Source organism: Labilibaculum sp. K2S (assembly GCF_030372765.1).
Classification (GTDB): domain Bacteria; phylum Bacteroidota; class Bacteroidia; order Bacteroidales; family Marinifilaceae; genus Labilibaculum.
The window spans coordinates 20,105-36,331 of record NZ_JAUCMW010000020.1; the positions used below are offsets into that span (position 1 = coordinate 20,105).

Here is a 16,227-nt window from a genome sequence, read left to right on the forward strand (position 1 = left end):
AGATATGAAGACAAATTTATTTATATTATTGGCTTTGTTTTTTATTTTCACAGGTTGTGAAGACTTATTGTCTCCGGCCGATGAGAATAATCCAACGCTCGAAAACATATATGAAGACGCAGCTTATGCTGAGGGATTGTTATTAAATGCATATGTTTTTTTACCTTCAGGAAGCTATTCGTTTAACGATGTTGCAACTGATGATGCAGTGTCAAACGATCCGAATAATAATTATCTTGCCATGGCTACCGGTGGATGGTCGGCAATGGAAAACCCAACTTCAAGATGGGTAAACTCTTATGCTGCTATTAATTATTTAAATATTTTTTTAGCTGAAACTGATCAGGTTGAATGGGCAACTACAGGCGAATATGTTAAGGAAATGTTTAATGATAGGTTTAAAGGTGAGGCCTATGGTTTACGTGCTCTTTTTATGTATTACTTGTTAGAAGCACATGCCGGTAAAGATGCTGGAGGTAATCTTCTTGGTGTCCCCATTTTAACAGAGCCTTTAGATGGACAATCAAGTTATGATATTCCTAGAAGCACATTTGCGCAGTGTTTAACTCAGGTTTATGATGATTTAACAAAAGCCGAAAGTTATTTACCTCTGGATTTTGAAGATATCAAAGAAGGCGAATTACCTTCAAAATATCAAGGTAAAACATCTGCGTCTGATTATAACAGAGTATTTGGCGCATATAACAGACAACGCTTGAGTACCCGAATTGTTAAAGGAATCAGAGCCAAAGTTGCTTTATTAGCGGCGAGTCCTGCTTTTAACGAAACCACTTCCTGGGAAAATGCCGCTGATGCCGCAGGGCAAGTTCTTGATCTTATAGGTGGTGTAGCTGGGATAGATCCACAAGGAGGTACTTGGTATTCAAAAGAGAATGGAAGTATAACAGATAATTTAGTTGTTGGTACAAATCCTCAGGAAATTCTTTGGAGAACAAATGTTTCAGAAGAAAGTGATTTGGAACCAGATAATTATCCACCCTCATTGTATGGTAGTGGACGTGTAAACCCTACTCAAAATCTTGTTGATGCGTTTCCTATGGCTAATGGGTTACCAATTGCTGATGGGGCTAGTGGATATGATGAGAACAACCCGTATGTAGGTAGAGACCCTCGTTTGAATGACTATATTCTATATAATGGAAGTACATTTGGTCCAGGTTCAAATTCTATTTTAACGAGTGAGGATAGTGGTGAAGATGGTATTGGTGCAATCGCTAAATCAACTCGCACAGGATATTATTTGCGTAAATTACTTCGTGAGGATGTAAATCTTGATGCTGCCAATAAGGCAAATAAGAAACATTATATTTCTCGGATTCGTTATACAGAGTTGTTTTTAGCCTATGCTGAAGCTGCTAATGAAGCATGGGGACCGGATGGGTCAGGAAGTCATGGCTATTCAGCCAGAGATGTAATTGCTGCTATTCGTCAGAGGGCAGGTATTTCTCAGCCGGATAATCATTTAGCATCCATTAGTTCTCTTGCTGATATGAGGAAGTTAATCCGTAATGAAAGAAGATTAGAACTTTGTTTTGAAGGTAATCGTTTTTGGGATTTACGCAGATGGAATGAATCACTTACAGAAACTGCGAGAGGTATGAGAATTTCTTCTAATGGAGCATATCAAGTGGTAAACGTTGAAAAAAGACAATACCAAGATTTTATGAATTATGGTCCGTTGCCATATCAAGAAGTGATTAAGTGGAATATGACTCAGAATGTGGGTTGGTAAATAATGTTAAAAACATAAGGAAAATGAAAAAGTTAATTTTTATTTCACTGATAATTCTTACACTGATAACTTCATGTCATAATCAGGATTGGGAATTTGAGGACTACGATTATACGACAGTGTATTTTGCTTATCAAACGCCTGTTAGAACTATTGTGTTAGGTGAGGATATTTATGAGAATTCTCTTGATAATGAGCATAAGTGTAAAATTATGGCCACAATAGGAGGTGTTTATGAGAATTCAGTTAATAGGATTCTTGACGTAACTGTTGATAATTCACTATGCCAGAATCTCCAGTTTGAATCAGGAAAATCTGTATTGCCTATGCCAAGTGATTATTATACGCTTGCAGATGATATGCAAATTATAATACCTAAAGGCTCTAGAACAGGAGGCATAGAAGTACAATTAACAGATGCATTTTTTGCAGATCCTGACGCCATTACCAATACCTATGTTATTCCATTACTTATAGAGAATGTACAAAATGCAGACTCAATTCTGTGTGGAGAACCTGCTGTTGAAAACCCCAATAGAGCTATAGCTTCAGATTGGGGTACAGTACCAAAAGATTATATATTTTATTGTATTAAGTATATTAATTCTTGGGATGCAACTTATTTAAGGAGAGGTAAGGATGTTGTTGTAGCAAATAATGGAGATAATTCATTAAATACAACTAATGTTTATCATGAAGATTATATTGCAGATGATCAGGTTGTTAAAATGAATACGATGACTTTAGGTGAGGTTTCTTTGTCTCTTTCTACCAGAAACGGAGGATCTGATATTGATATTCCATTTGAGATTCGATTGAATTTTACTAAAGATGGAGAATGTACTGTTTCAGAACCTTTAACGGCAGGTTACAGCGTAAGTGGAACTGGAAAATATGTTAATGATGGTGATAAATGGGGTGACAAGGCGAGAAATGTGGTTTATTTAGATTATAGTATAGATTTTGGAACAACTACGCATTCATTTAATGATACTCTTGTTGTAAGAGACCGAGATATAGTTCTTGAAACTTTTACTCCTACTTTGGTTCCGTAAAAGGTACTTGAATGGTTAAATAGTATTATTTAACTTGCTTGAAATATAATTTTAAGAGGCTGTCATTAAACGACAGTCTCTTTTGTTATTGCATATTTTAATGGAATTGATCGTTGTTTTTGGATCAAGCAGAAAATTTGGAGATCATAAATGAAAGTTATAAACTGGTTTGAGTTTATGATTATTACTTATCGAAGAGAATATACACTTTGAAAGTGTCTTTGATAAGATATATAATTAGCCAATTTTGGTTCTCATCATCCAAAAACTCTTTATCAACCTTTTCCATTTTGAACTTGATTTTGGCAAAGGGATCCGATCTCATCCATTCGTTTGCAAGAGCCCAATTCGTTATTTTCTTAAAATTCTTAAGGTATTTAAATGTGGTATTGGTTGAGCATTTCCGTTCTGTTCGAAAGTAATGTTCAAAATCAGTAATGAATTGGTGATTGATTTTGTTTAGAGGTAAATCTTTTAAATTGTATTGTGTTTTAATGAAGGTCTGACTGTGTTTTAAACAGGTTCTGTATCGTTCTACTGTACCTTCTGCCATATCTATCCCAATACGTTTTTCACATCTCTCATTGTGTCTCTGGAAGATGCTTATAATACTAAGATCTTCATTTTCCTGATTTAGGCTCGCTTTTACATTTTTACAACAAAGCTCTTCTTGAATTTCAAGATCAGTAATGATTTTCAGGAGTTTTTCTTCCATGTAATGGATGTAACGATTGTTTTCTTTTGTCTTAAGTGAGTTGCCTTTGCACTTTCCCTTATTGGCATCCCATAGATTAGAATCAATACTTCTCTTCAAAGAGATATCTAATCTTTGCCCATCGATAGTAATTCTTACAAAGATCGGAGATTCTCCATTTTTTAGTTGGGTAGTTTTTCTTGCAAAAAATAAAATAGAAGTTTTTTGTGTCATTGTTACTAGTTTTTGAATGTGTTAAAACGATTTGTCAAAACTAGCAAACGAGTGAAATTTGAACGGAGCAAAAGGATGAATTACAGTGCATTAGTACCTGTTCGAGGTGTAGCAAAATTAAGCTTTCTAATCTACACCTTTCGAAACACCATTATAATGTAGGTTTAGGTGTTTAATTGCTTTGGTACTAAATGAAGAAAGCCTTGTAAACGTTAAGTTTACAAGGCTTTTCCTTCTATTGCATTTCTGCATGGCGGAGAGAGAGGGATTCGAACCCCCGGTACGTTGCCGCACAATAGTTTTCAAGACTACCGCATTCGACCACTCTGCCATCTCTCCAATAATAATTGAGCGGGAAACGAGACTCAAACTCGCGACCCTCAGCTTGGAAGGCTGATGCTCTATCAACTGAGCTATTCCCGCATTAATGATTTCATAATGATTGAGCTTTCTCAATCGAAATCAAAGTGGGGAGAGCAGGATTCGAACCTACGAAGACGAAGTCAGCGGAGTTACAGTCCGCCCCAGTTGGCCACTTTGGTATCTCCCCAAATAATAATTTCAAAAAAAATGAGCGGGAAACGAGACTCAAACTCGCGACCCTCAGCTTGGAAGGCTGATGCTCTATCAACTGAGCTATTCCCGCATGCAAGAAACACGTTTGTTCCTTGGTTAAAAAATTTAAAGTGGGGAGAGCAGGATTCGAACCTACGAAGACGAAGTCAGCGGAGTTACAGTCCGCCCCAGTTGGCCACTTTGGTATCTCCCCCAATGCAATGTATGTAAAGAACTTTGTTTCTTGATTGCGGATGCAAATATAGGAGCTTTACTACAAAATACAAGGGGTGCCTGTGTTTTTTTTTCAAAAAAAATGAAATATTTATGTAAGTGTTTGATTTCCTATGAAATATTTTTTCCATATAATTCTCCTGGAAATTTGAGACGCTGTTTTTTTATGAAACAGGACTGCTTTTATTGCGATCTGAAAATTGAATTGAACTGATTTCGCTTCTGTAGATTTTCTGACGGAGATCAGGAGAGGAGTATTTGATTGTATCTCTTTTTTAGGCTGTTTAAAGAGTAAAGAATTGTGATCGGAGAAGAACGTTGATTTATACCTGTAAGTCTTTTCCTGCGCTTTCTATTGTTGTAAATAGTAATTTTTATCAGTTTGTATTTTAGAAAAAGAGCAAAAAAAAACGGAGACTATTGTTTAGCCTCCGTTTTTATATTTTGAGTTTGTTTTACTTTATCATCGACTTAGCTCTTGTGATGTATTTTTCAACATCTCGGGCTTCTGCTGATTTAGAAAAGTCTTGTTCAATAGTTTCGTAAGCAGCTAGTGCTTTATTGTACTCTCCTAACATTTCGTAAGCAAGTCCTGCTTTTTGCAAATAAATAGGTGTTGTGAAATCATTTGTATTAAATGAACTGGCATCCATATAATTTAAAGCTGCTTTTTTAGTATTTCCTAATTCCATATAAGCATCACCAATGGCAGATTTTGCAAGAGCACTAAGTAAGAAATCATCAGAACTGAATTTTTCTAAACAATCAACTGCATTTTGGAATTTGCCCATTCTTAAATAAGAAACACCAGCATAATATTCTGAAATATTTCCTGCCGGAGTTGAGCTAAACTCATCAATAATATCCAAAAACCCAGGATAATTTTCATCTCCGTTTAATGCAAGATTAAATGAATCCTTCTCGAAATATCTTTGAGCCTGAAATAACTGATTTTGAGCACGCTCATTAAGAGGAGCTTTGTAGTATTTTTGATAGGCAAAAATTCCTACTGCTAAAATAATTATTACTAAAGCAATAGTGGACAGTTTTTTCTGATTCTTCTCAATATATTGTTCGGTTTTGCTTAGTGCTTCTTCTAAATTTTCAAAATTATCTTCAGATACCTGATTGTTTTTATTTTTTGACATGCTCAAATATTATTAGTTTTATTTTTTCTAACGCAAATGTAATTTTTTTTACGAAATATCATACATTTTTTCAGTAAAAAGTGAAGATGGGATTTTAGAATATTATAGAACTAAATAAGTAAATCCAAATTGATTTAATTTAGTAATTTTGCAATAGTCATCTAATCCATTCATACATGCATCTGGAAAAATTATCCCTCTTAAATTATAAAAACATACTTGATCTGGAATTGAATTTTTCACCGAAAATCAATTGTTTTATTGGGAATAATGGGATGGGGAAAACCAATTTGCTGGATGCGGTGTATTATTTAAGCTTTTGTAAGTCATGCTTTTCTGTGAGCGACCAGCAAAATATCAATCACAATGAACAGTTTATGGTGCTGGAAGGAACTTACAGGCGCAAAGACTTAAATGAGGTGGTGTATTGTGGTGTAAAGCGCGGGCAGAAGAAGAATTTTAAAAGGAATAAAAAGGAATATAAAAAACTTTCGGAACACATTGGGTTATTGCCTATTGTAATGGTTTCTCCGGCAGATGCCAGTTTGATTACTGATGGGAGTGAGGAGCGTCGCAGGTATATGGACAGCGTAATTTCACAATATGATCGTAAATACCTGGAGGATTTGATTCGTTACAATCGTGTTCTGCAACAAAGAAATAAATTATTGAAAGATTTTGCTGCCGGCAGCAGATTCGATGAAGACACACTAAGTATTTGGGACGAACAAATGATTGTGCTGGGAACTTCTATTTATGAAAAGAGAAAGGATTTTTTGAATAAGTTAATGCCTGTTTTTCAGGAGTATTATCAGATGATTTCTTTAGGGAATGAAACGGTGAATTTGGATTACAAATCACTTTTACATGATAACTCATTACGTGATTTGCTAATAAATGCCCGTTGGAAAGATCAGGTAACTCAGTATACTACAGTAGGAATTCATAAAGATGATTTGGAATTAACTCTGGGTGGATATCCTATTAAAAAGATGGGTTCTCAGGGACAACAAAAAACTTATTTGATTGCTTTAAAACTCGCGCAATTCGATTTTATAAAGCAAATTGCGGGATTTAATCCTATTCTTTTGCTCGATGATATTTTTGATAAACTGGATTCGCAGCGAGTTGAGCAGATTGTAAAATTGGTTTCTGAAGATCGTTTTGGTCAGATTTTTATATCCGATACTAATCGTGATCATTTGAACGAAATACTTTCGGGAATGGAGCAGGAGTACCAATTGTTTGTAATTGATAAAGGAGCCATTGTAAGCTAAATAAAATGAGAAGAAGCCAAACACAAAAAATAGATGAATTAATTCGGCAGGTACTTAAGGAAAGCAATCTGGACGGGCGCTTGAAAGAGTATGAGTTGGTTAATTCTTGGGAGAAAGTGATTGGTAAAACGGTTGCCAATGCTACTACTGACATTTACATTCGTAATCGAAAGCTATTTGTAAAAGTGCGCTCATCAGTAATTAGAAATGAACTGCTAATGATTCGTGAAGGCTTAATGCGTGCTTTAAACAGAGAAGTGCAGGCGAACATTATTGATGAGATTATTGTTAGGTAAAAGAAAAGACGCACTAAGATGGTACTTAATGCGTCCTGTATTTTTAAAATTTACTGATTAAAATATCTCAGTTCCCGCGAAATGAAATGCACCTTCGATGCAGGCATTTTCATCACTGTCCGATCCGTGAACGGCATTACGGGACATCGATTCTGCAAATTCTTTACGAATTGTTCCTTCTTCAGCTTCAGCTGGATTGGTTGCTCCGATTAATTTTCTGAAATCTGCAACAGCGTTATCTTTTTCGAGAATTGCAGCTACAATAGTTCCCGAGCTCATAAAATCGGTAAGATCCTCATAAAATGGTCTCTCCTGATGAACCTCATAAAATTTCTTTGCTTGATCTTTAGTTATTTTGGTGTATTTCATGGCAGTAATGCGGAATCCTGCTTCGTTAATTTTGGCCAGAATAGCTCCGATATGTCCGTTTGCAACAGCATCCGGTTTTATCATGGTAAAGGTTCTATCGCTTCTCATATATATGTATAGTTAAATATTTCAAATACAAAAATAATGATTCTGAGCACTTGTGCAACTGTTCATTTAACAAAACAGGTAATTGAGAATTTAATTCTTCAAAGTATTCCTCATGCTCGGCAAATGATTCGTAAATCTATCCTACTTCCATATATAAAATCTAACGATCTATTGTATCTTTACCAGCTTATAATAATTATTACAAGAGAAAAAGAATGAATAATTTGCAAAATAGAATTGATGCAGAGCTGATTAAGGAAGTGGAAACATTGCTTAATGAGTGTGCAAAAATTTCAATTATACCACATTCGGGTCCCGATGGCGATGCTATTGGATCCTCGTTGGCCTTGCACCAATATTTGGTAAAAAAAGGGAAACAGGCACAAATAATCAGCCCAAGTGCTTATCCGGTTTTCTTAAAATGGTTGCCTGGAAATGCTGATGTTTGGATTTATACCAATGGGAAGAAAAAGGCTGAGGAGTATATTAATTCATCTGATCTTATTTTTATTGTAGACCATAATTCATTTAAGCGCTCAGGCGATTTGGAAGGAGTGCTGGGGAAAGCGACTGCAAAAAAAATCATGATCGATCATCATCCCGAACCTGAGCAAATTGTTGATTTGATGTTTTCGGATACTCAAATGTGTTCTACCTGCGAAATGATGTACGAAGTCATTGAGGCTTTAGGCGATGAAGACATGATTGATGAGTCAATTTCGGAATGTATTTATACCGGAATTATTACTGATACAGGAGGTTTAAGTTACAATTCTTCTCAGCCACGAACTTATCAGGTTGTTGGGAGTTTACTAGCAAAAGGAATTGACAAAAGTAAAATCCATTCGAATATCTACGATAATTTTTCTCCGGACAGGATGAAGTTATTGGGACATTGTTTGGATCAGGGATTAGAAGTTTTGTCCGAATTCAATACAGCCATTATTACATTAACAAAGGAAGATTTAGTTCGTTTTAACTACAAGGATGGCGATACTGAAGGATTTGTGAATTATCCTCTTTCCATTCAAGGTATGCTTGTTTCTGTAATTTTTATTGAAAAGGATGATGTCGTTAAGATATCTTTTCGATCGAAAGGTGATGTTCCTATAAACAGGGTTGCCAGAGATTATTTTAATGGGGGCGGGCATATAAATGCTGCAGGTGGCAGAACAGAGAAGTCATTAAAGGAAGCAATTGATCAATTCAAACAGGTTTTGCCTGAATTTTATAATAGCTTGTAAAGAAACTGATTTGATTTTTTGTTTTAAGAAGTCTTAAAATTTACAGCGCAGATTCATTATCTGCGCTGTTTTTTTTAATTTTTCTTTGTGGATCAAAAAGATCGCAGGTCCTTTGTGCAGATTTTAGTAGCTGAACTGCAATTTTGAAGTAAATCTTCAAGCATTCATATTAAAGTTACCCGATCATCGTTGGATATGCCTTTCTCTTGGTAGAAAATACCTGATGTACTCTAACATCTATGAATCTTACTTCCGGGATGCCTGCTGTAACTTGCAACGATTAATTTTTTAAAGGGAAATGTTGTTATAATGGAACTACAGGGTTTTACTAATAGAGAATTGTTTATTGTAGCGGTCTTTTGTGTTAATGCTCTTTTACATTTTGGTATTGATGCTTAGTGCAATAACCATTTTTATTGCTTGTACGGGACTTACACCTTTCGTTGGTGTACTTCGAAATACCATTGCATTGTTTAACTTCAGAATTAGCATGATAAAAAAACGGGAGTTTATATTTCTTGCTGTACCATAAGCTGTAATCAGAATTAGATTTCAAACTATCTTGTAAATGCAACTCGAGTTGGGAAAAGAAATTTATACCGGTTCTTCTTTCAACTGAATCAACAGAGACTACATAGTTTGTAAGTGGTTCATCTATTTTTTTGTTGGGTAATATAAAAGCTAACATTTTTAAGTCGTCGGTTGGATCAAAAATTACTTTGAAATAGGAGCCGGGAACCGCTACTTGGTTATCCCCAATCCAATCTATTATTTCATCAAAAATTGGCCCGGTCACCACATGTAGTTCTTTCTCTTTATATGTCCAATACCTGACTCTTTTTTCTAATTCCTTCCATATACCTTTATTAAAACCGGGATGTTGAGGGGAGATGTTAGACATAAAAAAAGACTCATTAATGGCCACCTGATTTATTTTCATGGCTGCAGCAGGGCATAAATGGCCACGATCATAGCCATTTCCTTCGTAATCTTTTAACTCGGCAGAGTAGGTGCTGACAAGCGTGTCAGGTTTAAAACAGTTTCGCCGTATAGCCCAGGACAAAACATGCTCAGGCCTTAATTTGTAATAAACCCAATTGGCTTGCTCATAATCCTCAGAATAGGAGAGGGTATAATAGGTGTGATGAACTATTTCTCCATTGGATATTGGCAAATATTCCTGACCAAAAGAAAAAAATGGAAGAAGCAGATAAAAAGCTGATAGTATTATGTTTCTTGCTTTTTTAAGGATAAATGCAGGCATAAAGTTTTTATGTATTTTGAGATGTGAATTTAGTAAAGTGTTAATATGGAAAGGTATGGGTTGCAAAAAAAGAGCATGGAGCTTTCTTGTAGGAAAGCTCCATTTTTTAATAATCGATATCTTGACTAACATTTTCGTCTAATTCATAATTTATGGTAATGTAGACCTCGTCAGTTAGCACCTCGTCAAATTCTCCGTTACATGTTCTCTCCTCAATTAGTTGAGTAATGTTAAAAGTAACTGTTACTACGGGATCAGCACCCTGACCACGTTCAAGATCAAATGTTTCATTAATTTCAATACTGGAATGATTAATCTCCCGTACATCATTATCATCGGTATCTAATTCAGATAGTATTTCACTCTCATAATCCGAACTGTCGATTGACATTGAAACTTCATATTGAAAAGCACACATGTTATGAAGAGGAGCCAATGTTATTTCTTCTGTATAGGATGTGGTGTGGTTTCTAGTTATGGTGTCGAACTGATATCCTTCAGCTTCTCCGTCTCCAACCTGACTAATATCACAATCACAGTTTTCATGTGGACGTTCTGGTTCTTCATCATAGAAATTTGTAGCTGCTTGGCAAACTTCACAACCGTTTTCACCATCAAAGTACCATTTTTCTGAAAAATCCATTAGTTTATAATTTTAGGGGTTAATAATCTTAATTTTATTAATGAACCGGATATTTTTTTAAAAGTTTTTCCTGTCCATTCAAAGCTGTCTTTCAATTGTATTGATGAATCATCAATGATTGTAGAAGGTGCAACTAACTTTTGTGTTGTAATTATATAATCCTCTTTAGTTTGATGAACGGATAGTAGCCCGATGGAACTATTTTTGTAGAGGTAGTTCACATAAAATTTGTCGCCGGCATTTAAATCAGAAGGCTCTATTTTTTTAGTTACAAATTTATCTCCTGGATTAATTGTATGAATAAGCTTGTTAACCTTATTTGTTCCTTCAAGCAATGTAAAAGTGTAGGTCACAGTCCTATCCGGAGTAAACTCTTTGGTGATGTTAACACTTTTAAATCCTTCTGCCCGAATTACAATTTTACGCTTGCCATATTGTATGCCAGGTATGTAGAATTGACCTTGGTCATCTGTCACAAAATGCTTATTGTTAATATACACTTCTGCATTGGCAACAGGTTCCTTACTTTTGTTAAAGACCTTGCCGTAAAAGATAGTTGTGTTTTTAAACTCAATAGCATATTTTTGAATTTCAACAGCTTTAAGTAAATCCAGACTGTCTTTTAATAGTCTCTTTTCCTTACTTTCCTCAACAATTTGAACCAAGCGCTCCGGTTTTTTCCACCCTAGCTCAGCCAGCCCCTGAATACCAGATTTCACAAAAGATTCTGTAAGCTGTTTGTCATTAGTAGTTTGCAAAATAATTGCACATTTTTTAAACTCATTAAGCTTGTTAAAGATTAATGAGTTGTCTTTAAATGTCTGTTGCAGATTGCGAAAAGGAACCGTTATTAGATCTTCGGTGTAACGAATACCTTTGTTCAAAAAGCATTGTTCCAGATTTGTTCCAATACCTTCAATTGTAGATATAGGATGAAAATTGTACGTCATAATAATTTAAGTTAATTTAACTGTAGTATTTCGTTCGTTTGCTTTATATTGCTAAGTTAAAACAAATAATACATAACTTAAAATATATTTTTTTTATAAATTATTCTGCGTTTTCTTATGAGATAGTTTAATTATTAAGCTAATGAAAGTTAGATGTGTGTCGTGTATTGACCTGTATTGTAGGTGTTTGTGTTATTTTTTAGGATTGGTAGGACTTATCGGTATTTATTGTGCCCAGTAAAAACACATTAACTTTAGTTCGATTTTAAAATAGTCGTACTGCATCTAAATTGCGATGAGTAACGATAATATAAATAGAAAGGGGAGAGTCGTTGTTGACCCGTTTTTAGAGTGCTAACAACCTTTTCCATTGTAAAATCAAGATACAAGGAAAAGTCATTGTTAATTAAGTAATAGTTTAAATCAGCCTATTTTTTTTATTTTTCTCTGTGGATCAAAAAGATAGCTGGTCTTTTGTGTAAATCCGGCAGATTATTTTTCCATGCTTGTACCGACATGGTCTTGATGTATTCCGATTCGAGTGTGATATCGGCAGCAATACAAAGTTTAGTGGCCGGACTGCAATTCTGAAGTAAATCCTCAAGCATTTTCATGTTTCGGAAAGGAGTCTCAATAAATAGTTGTGTTTGACCTTCACTTAGCGAACGGTGATCCAAATGTTTAATTTTCTTGCTTCTCTCGTCGCTCGGAATAGGTAAGTATCCATTAAAGGCAAAGTTTTGTCCGTTAAAACCAGATGCCATTAAAGAAAGTAATATGGAGGAAGGTCCAACCAATGGAACTACCTGTATGTTTTTAGTATGGGCAATTTTTACAACATCTGCTCCAGGATCAGCAACACCCGGGCATCCGGCTTCCGAAATAATCCCCATGTCATGATCGGCAATAGCATCCAGATAAGTTGAAATATCTTTTGGAGAAGTGTGTTTGTTTAGTTCATAAAAGGTGAGCTCATCTATGTTTATATCCTGATTCACTTTTTTAAGATAACGTCGTGTTGTTCTGATGTTTTCAACAATAAAGTGTTTTATATCCGGAATCAGTTGTTGAATGTTATTTGGTATTACCTGATCGATTTCTGTATCACCCAAAGTAGTTGGGATTAAAAAAAGTTTGCCTTTCATAAATGATATATTTTCGGCAAATGTACAAAATAAGTCTGTTACTCTTTAAATGGTCGCTTGTCAAATGTAAGTTTGTTATCTGTATTCATTCTGAATAGTTTTGAAGTTATCTTGATTTGTTACATCTTTGCGGGTAATTGATAATATTTATTACAATATGACACAAATTGCAAGTAAAATAATACTAAATCGAAACTTTATTCTGGTTCTTGCTGTCGTTTTAGGATTGCTGATTGGCGATTGGGCCAGTCTGTTAAAAGAGTATACTTTTTACATTTTAGCAATCGTAATGACCTTTTCAACCACTGGAATTTCTACAAAAGCCATGTTTCCTTTAAAGCAGATGATCCTGCCAATGCTGATGGGATCGTTTCTGAATTATGTGGTATTTGGAGCTGTAATCATTGCATTGTCGTATTGGTTGATGCCAACGCCTGAACTTTTTTTGGGGTTTGTGGTGATTGCTTCGACACCGCCAGGTGTTGCTGTTATTCCTTTCTCACATATATTGGATGGTGATTTAAAGTATGCCATAGTCGGAACTTTGGGAGCTTTTATTTCATCCTTGTTTTTTGCGCCGCTCATTGTTGGTTTGTTTTCAAATATTGATGGAGGGATTAACCCGCTCGATTTATTCATTACTATGGTACAGCTGGTTTTGGTTCCCTTACTAATTTCAAGATTGCTGCTTTGGCACCCCATTAAACCAACAATAGAAAAGGTGAGAGGTAAAATTGTTGATTGGGGATTTGCTTTGATAATTTTTACAGCCGTTGGCTTAAATAGACAAGTATTTTTTTCTAATTTTGATGTACTCTTGCTGGTGTCTCTGGTGCTTTTTCTTGGGATTTTTGGTTTGGGATGGATTTATGAATTTTTTAGCCGTAAACTTGGAGTTAAAGCTCCTGTAGCGATGACTCAAAATCTTTTGGTTACGATTAAAAGTTCTGGTTTTGCAGTGGTTACAGCTTTAACATTATTTGGAGAAGAAGCGGCAATTCCTTCAGCAGTAATGGCCGTTTTTGTGCTGGCATACTTGCTTTATCTGTCCATTCGAAAAGAAATAAGAGATTCAAAATAGATCTTTTAGATCGCTTTGCAAGAGAATTTGTATTAGAAAAATTGTATGGTGAAATTAACTTTTTTAGGAACAGGAACTTCTCAAGGGGTTCCTATTATTGCCTGTAAATGTCCGGTTTGTCAGTCAAACAATCATAAGGATAAACGGTTACGTTCTTCTGTGTTGATAACTGTTGATGGTCAGAATTTGGTAATTGACAGCGGACCCGATTTTAGATATCAGATGCTGCGTGCAAAAGTTGAGAATATTTCTGCAATCATCTTCACTCATGAACACAAAGATCACACAGCTGGTTTAGACGATATTCGTGCATTTAATTGGGTGAATAAAAAAGCAGTTTCCATTTATGCCGAAAAGCGTGTACAGGAATCTTTAAAAAAAGAATTTTCTTACGTTTTTGCTGAATTTAAATACCCGGGAATTCCTCAGATGAACCTGATTGATGTGACTGATGAAGCTTTTCATATTAATGGTACTAGCATACAGCCCATTCGGGTGAAACATTTGAAATTGCCTGTTTATGGTTTTCGAATTGGGGATTTGGCTTACATTACTGATGCGAACTATATTTCTCCGGAAGAAAAAGAGAAATTAAAAGGTTTAAAAGTTTTGGTCCTGAATGCTCTTCGAAAAGAAACTCACATTTCGCACTATACTCTTTCGGAGGCATTGGATATTGTAAAAGAATTGAAGCCCGAAAAGGCATATTTTACTCATATAAGTCATCAGATGGGCTTTCATGATGAGGTAGAAGCTGAATTGCCCGATAATGTTTTTTTGGCTTACGACGAGTTGGAGATAGAGGTGGAATAACTGCTTCTGATTGTTTAGTTTAAAGAATTCTATTTCTCCGCTTTAGTCATAAAAAACACACTTATTCCGCCCAGAACAAAGAAGATTGCTCCAGCAAGTAGTAAGGCTGATGAAAGGTTGAAATGGTCGGTGTACCATCCCAAAAACGGACCAATAATGGCAAAACAAATTCGAATGATAAAATTCCTGACAGAGAGCACCGTTGCTCTCATTTCCGATTCAGTAATTTGATTGATGTAATTTTTTAAAACAGGAGTTGCAATTCCACGCACAAAATAGAAAAAGAAAAGAACACCAACCCCAATCAACGAATTGAACCAGCCAGTTAGTATAAAACCTCCTGAGATTCCTATGACAATAAAAATAGAAGTCCCGGTTTTTCCAAGATATCCCTCCGCTTTATGTGCTGAAAGTGCTGTAATTCCTACGGTTAGGTTCAAAAGAGTCCAGATTACTCCAATGGTGCTGACTTCCATGTTTAAATCCCGCAGATAGGGTTGAATGAACCAGGCAAGTGTTAGCGTTGCGCATCCAATAACCGATGAAAAAACAATATTCCAGCGTAATTTGACATTGTCCCAAAGTGAGAATTTCACAATGCCAAGAATATGATTGAATCCAACTTTTAATTTTATTGAATTCTGATTTGGATCGACTAATAGGATGGAGGCAGGAATGGCAATGAATGCAATGAATGATTGAAAAATGAAGGGTGTTCTCAGGCTGATTAAAGCCAAACTGCCACCGGCAATACCAGCAAGAGCTTCTGCAAAATTCCCAACGGACATTACCCGGCTTTCCTGTTTTAGATATTCTTTTTCCCTATTCATTTTAAGCAGACTATCGTAAAGTAAAGCGGAATCGGAACCGGATATAAAGCTGCTGCCAATTCCCAATATCAATTCTGCAATTAAAAAGCCGTTAAATCCTGAGCTAAAAGAGTAGACTACAAAACCCAAACACCCCAGAATAGAACCTAAAATCAGTGATTTTTTTCTGCCCCAAACATCAGCAATATAACCCGATGGAATTTCCAAGGCAACTACTGCCACAGAATAAATCCCTTTAAGAGTAAGTACATCCTGCATACTCAAACCATTCTCCTGATAAAAAAGAACAATAATGGGCATGGTGAGCATGAACCACTTGGAAATTTTAATCAAATACAGTTTTGGGATATTTCCGGAAATAGATCTTGTCATTGCTTTAATTTGAGTTGCAAAGATACTCGCACATTCGAAATAGAAAAGCCTTTGTTCTTGATTATTTGATTTTCATGATATTGTTTATTAAGGAAAATAGACTGGCTTAAGTATTCATATAAAGCAGTATAGGTGTTTGTGAAACCAATGGGGTTTCTATTT

Annotated in this window: 15 protein-coding genes and 5 tRNA genes; 7 read left to right on the top strand and 13 right to left on the bottom strand. The window is 35.4% G+C overall.

Annotated features, from left to right (window positions below; translation table 11 throughout):
• Window positions 1-4 precede the first annotated feature (4 nt).
• Together QUH73_RS17095 and QUH73_RS17100 are read left to right on the top strand one after the other, a co-directional pair.
• The gene (locus QUH73_RS17095; protein WP_289531655.1) at window positions 5-1,753 is read left to right on the top strand and encodes a RagB/SusD family nutrient uptake outer membrane protein; all 1,749 of its coding nucleotides are present in this window, start codon (window positions 5-7) and stop codon (window positions 1,751-1,753) included.
• Window positions 1,754-1,776: 23 nt separating this feature from the next.
• Window positions 1,777-2,808 (top strand): DUF5627 domain-containing protein, encoded by a 1,032-nt coding sequence (locus QUH73_RS17100; RefSeq protein ID WP_289531656.1) that lies wholly within the window; start codon window positions 1,777-1,779, stop codon window positions 2,806-2,808.
• A gap of 184 nt (window positions 2,809-2,992) precedes the next feature.
• On the opposite strand, the gene QUH73_RS17105 is transcribed toward QUH73_RS17100, so the two are convergent.
• From QUH73_RS17105 to QUH73_RS17135, 7 genes are all read right to left on the bottom strand, one after another.
• The gene (locus tag QUH73_RS17105) at window positions 2,993-3,736 is read right to left on the bottom strand and encodes a phage integrase SAM-like domain and Arm DNA-binding domain-containing protein (RefSeq protein ID WP_289531657.1); all 744 of its coding nucleotides are present in this window, start codon (window positions 3,734-3,736) and stop codon (window positions 2,993-2,995) included.
• 251 nt (window positions 3,737-3,987) lie between these two features.
• A tRNA-Ser gene (locus tag QUH73_RS17110) sits at window positions 3,988-4,075 on the bottom strand.
• A gap of 11 nt (window positions 4,076-4,086) precedes the next feature.
• Window positions 4,087-4,159 (bottom strand) — tRNA-Gly (locus QUH73_RS17115).
• 45 nt (window positions 4,160-4,204) lie between these two features.
• Window positions 4,205-4,286 (bottom strand) — tRNA-Tyr (locus QUH73_RS17120).
• A 23-nt stretch (window positions 4,287-4,309) separates the two neighbouring features.
• Window positions 4,310-4,382, bottom strand: a tRNA-Gly gene (locus tag QUH73_RS17125).
• Window positions 4,383-4,423: 41 nt separating this feature from the next.
• Window positions 4,424-4,505 (bottom strand) — tRNA-Tyr (locus tag QUH73_RS17130).
• 475 nt (window positions 4,506-4,980) lie between these two features.
• Complete coding sequence (locus QUH73_RS17135) at window positions 4,981-5,673, bottom strand: tetratricopeptide repeat protein (protein ID WP_289531658.1); 693 nt, start codon at window positions 5,671-5,673, stop codon at window positions 4,981-4,983.
• 176 nt (window positions 5,674-5,849) lie between these two features.
• Between QUH73_RS17135 and recF the strand changes: the two genes are divergently transcribed.
• Window positions 5,850-6,950, top strand: a complete 1,101-nt coding sequence (recF, locus tag QUH73_RS17140) for a DNA replication/repair protein RecF (RefSeq protein WP_289531659.1) — start codon at window positions 5,850-5,852, stop codon at window positions 6,948-6,950.
• 5 nt (window positions 6,951-6,955) lie between these two features.
• Window positions 6,956-7,246, top strand: coding sequence for a DUF721 domain-containing protein (locus QUH73_RS17145; RefSeq protein ID WP_101259901.1), 291 nt, complete (start codon window positions 6,956-6,958; stop codon window positions 7,244-7,246).
• A gap of 57 nt (window positions 7,247-7,303) precedes the next feature.
• On the opposite strand, the gene QUH73_RS17150 is transcribed toward QUH73_RS17145, so the two are convergent.
• A complete protein-coding gene (locus QUH73_RS17150; RefSeq protein ID WP_289531660.1) occupies window positions 7,304-7,723 on the bottom strand; it encodes a nucleoside-diphosphate kinase in 420 nt (139 codons plus the stop codon).
• A gap of 215 nt (window positions 7,724-7,938) precedes the next feature.
• Here QUH73_RS17150 and QUH73_RS17155 point away from each other — a divergent pair, with 215 nt between their 5' ends.
• Window positions 7,939-8,967, top strand: a complete 1,029-nt coding sequence (locus QUH73_RS17155; RefSeq protein ID WP_289531661.1) for a DHH family phosphoesterase — start codon at window positions 7,939-7,941, stop codon at window positions 8,965-8,967.
• Between the two features lie 364 nt (window positions 8,968-9,331).
• Here QUH73_RS17155 and QUH73_RS17160 read toward each other — a convergent pair whose 3' ends face one another.
• The 4 genes from QUH73_RS17160 to QUH73_RS17175 form a co-directional block, all read right to left on the bottom strand.
• On the bottom strand, window positions 9,332-10,231 hold the full coding sequence (locus tag QUH73_RS17160) for a DNA/RNA non-specific endonuclease (protein WP_289531662.1): 900 nt from the start codon (window positions 10,229-10,231) through the stop codon (window positions 9,332-9,334).
• A 106-nt stretch (window positions 10,232-10,337) separates the two neighbouring features.
• On the bottom strand, window positions 10,338-10,874 hold the full coding sequence (locus QUH73_RS17165; protein WP_289531663.1) for a hypothetical protein: 537 nt from the start codon (window positions 10,872-10,874) through the stop codon (window positions 10,338-10,340).
• A complete protein-coding gene (locus tag QUH73_RS17170) occupies window positions 10,874-11,824 on the bottom strand; it encodes a carboxypeptidase-like regulatory domain-containing protein (RefSeq protein WP_289531664.1) in 951 nt (316 codons plus the stop codon). The genes QUH73_RS17165 and QUH73_RS17170 overlap by 1 nt, the downstream gene beginning before the upstream one ends.
• Window positions 11,825-12,261: 437 nt before the next feature.
• Window positions 12,262-12,969, bottom strand: coding sequence for an SAM-dependent methyltransferase (locus QUH73_RS17175; protein ID WP_289531665.1), 708 nt, complete (start codon window positions 12,967-12,969; stop codon window positions 12,262-12,264).
• 157 nt (window positions 12,970-13,126) lie between these two features.
• Between QUH73_RS17175 and QUH73_RS17180 the strand changes: the two genes are divergently transcribed.
• Both QUH73_RS17180 and QUH73_RS17185 read left to right on the top strand, forming a co-directional pair.
• On the top strand, window positions 13,127-14,050 hold the full coding sequence (locus tag QUH73_RS17180) for a bile acid:sodium symporter family protein (RefSeq protein WP_289531666.1): 924 nt from the start codon (window positions 13,127-13,129) through the stop codon (window positions 14,048-14,050).
• Between the two features lie 45 nt (window positions 14,051-14,095).
• Window positions 14,096-14,863: an MBL fold metallo-hydrolase gene (locus QUH73_RS17185; protein WP_289531667.1), complete on the top strand. Its 768-nt coding sequence runs from the start codon at window positions 14,096-14,098 to the stop codon at window positions 14,861-14,863.
• A 29-nt stretch (window positions 14,864-14,892) separates the two neighbouring features.
• Here QUH73_RS17185 and QUH73_RS17190 read toward each other — a convergent pair whose 3' ends face one another.
• Window positions 14,893-16,065, bottom strand: coding sequence for an MFS transporter (locus tag QUH73_RS17190; protein ID WP_289531668.1), 1,173 nt, complete (start codon window positions 16,063-16,065; stop codon window positions 14,893-14,895).
• Window positions 16,066-16,227 lie beyond the last annotated feature (162 nt).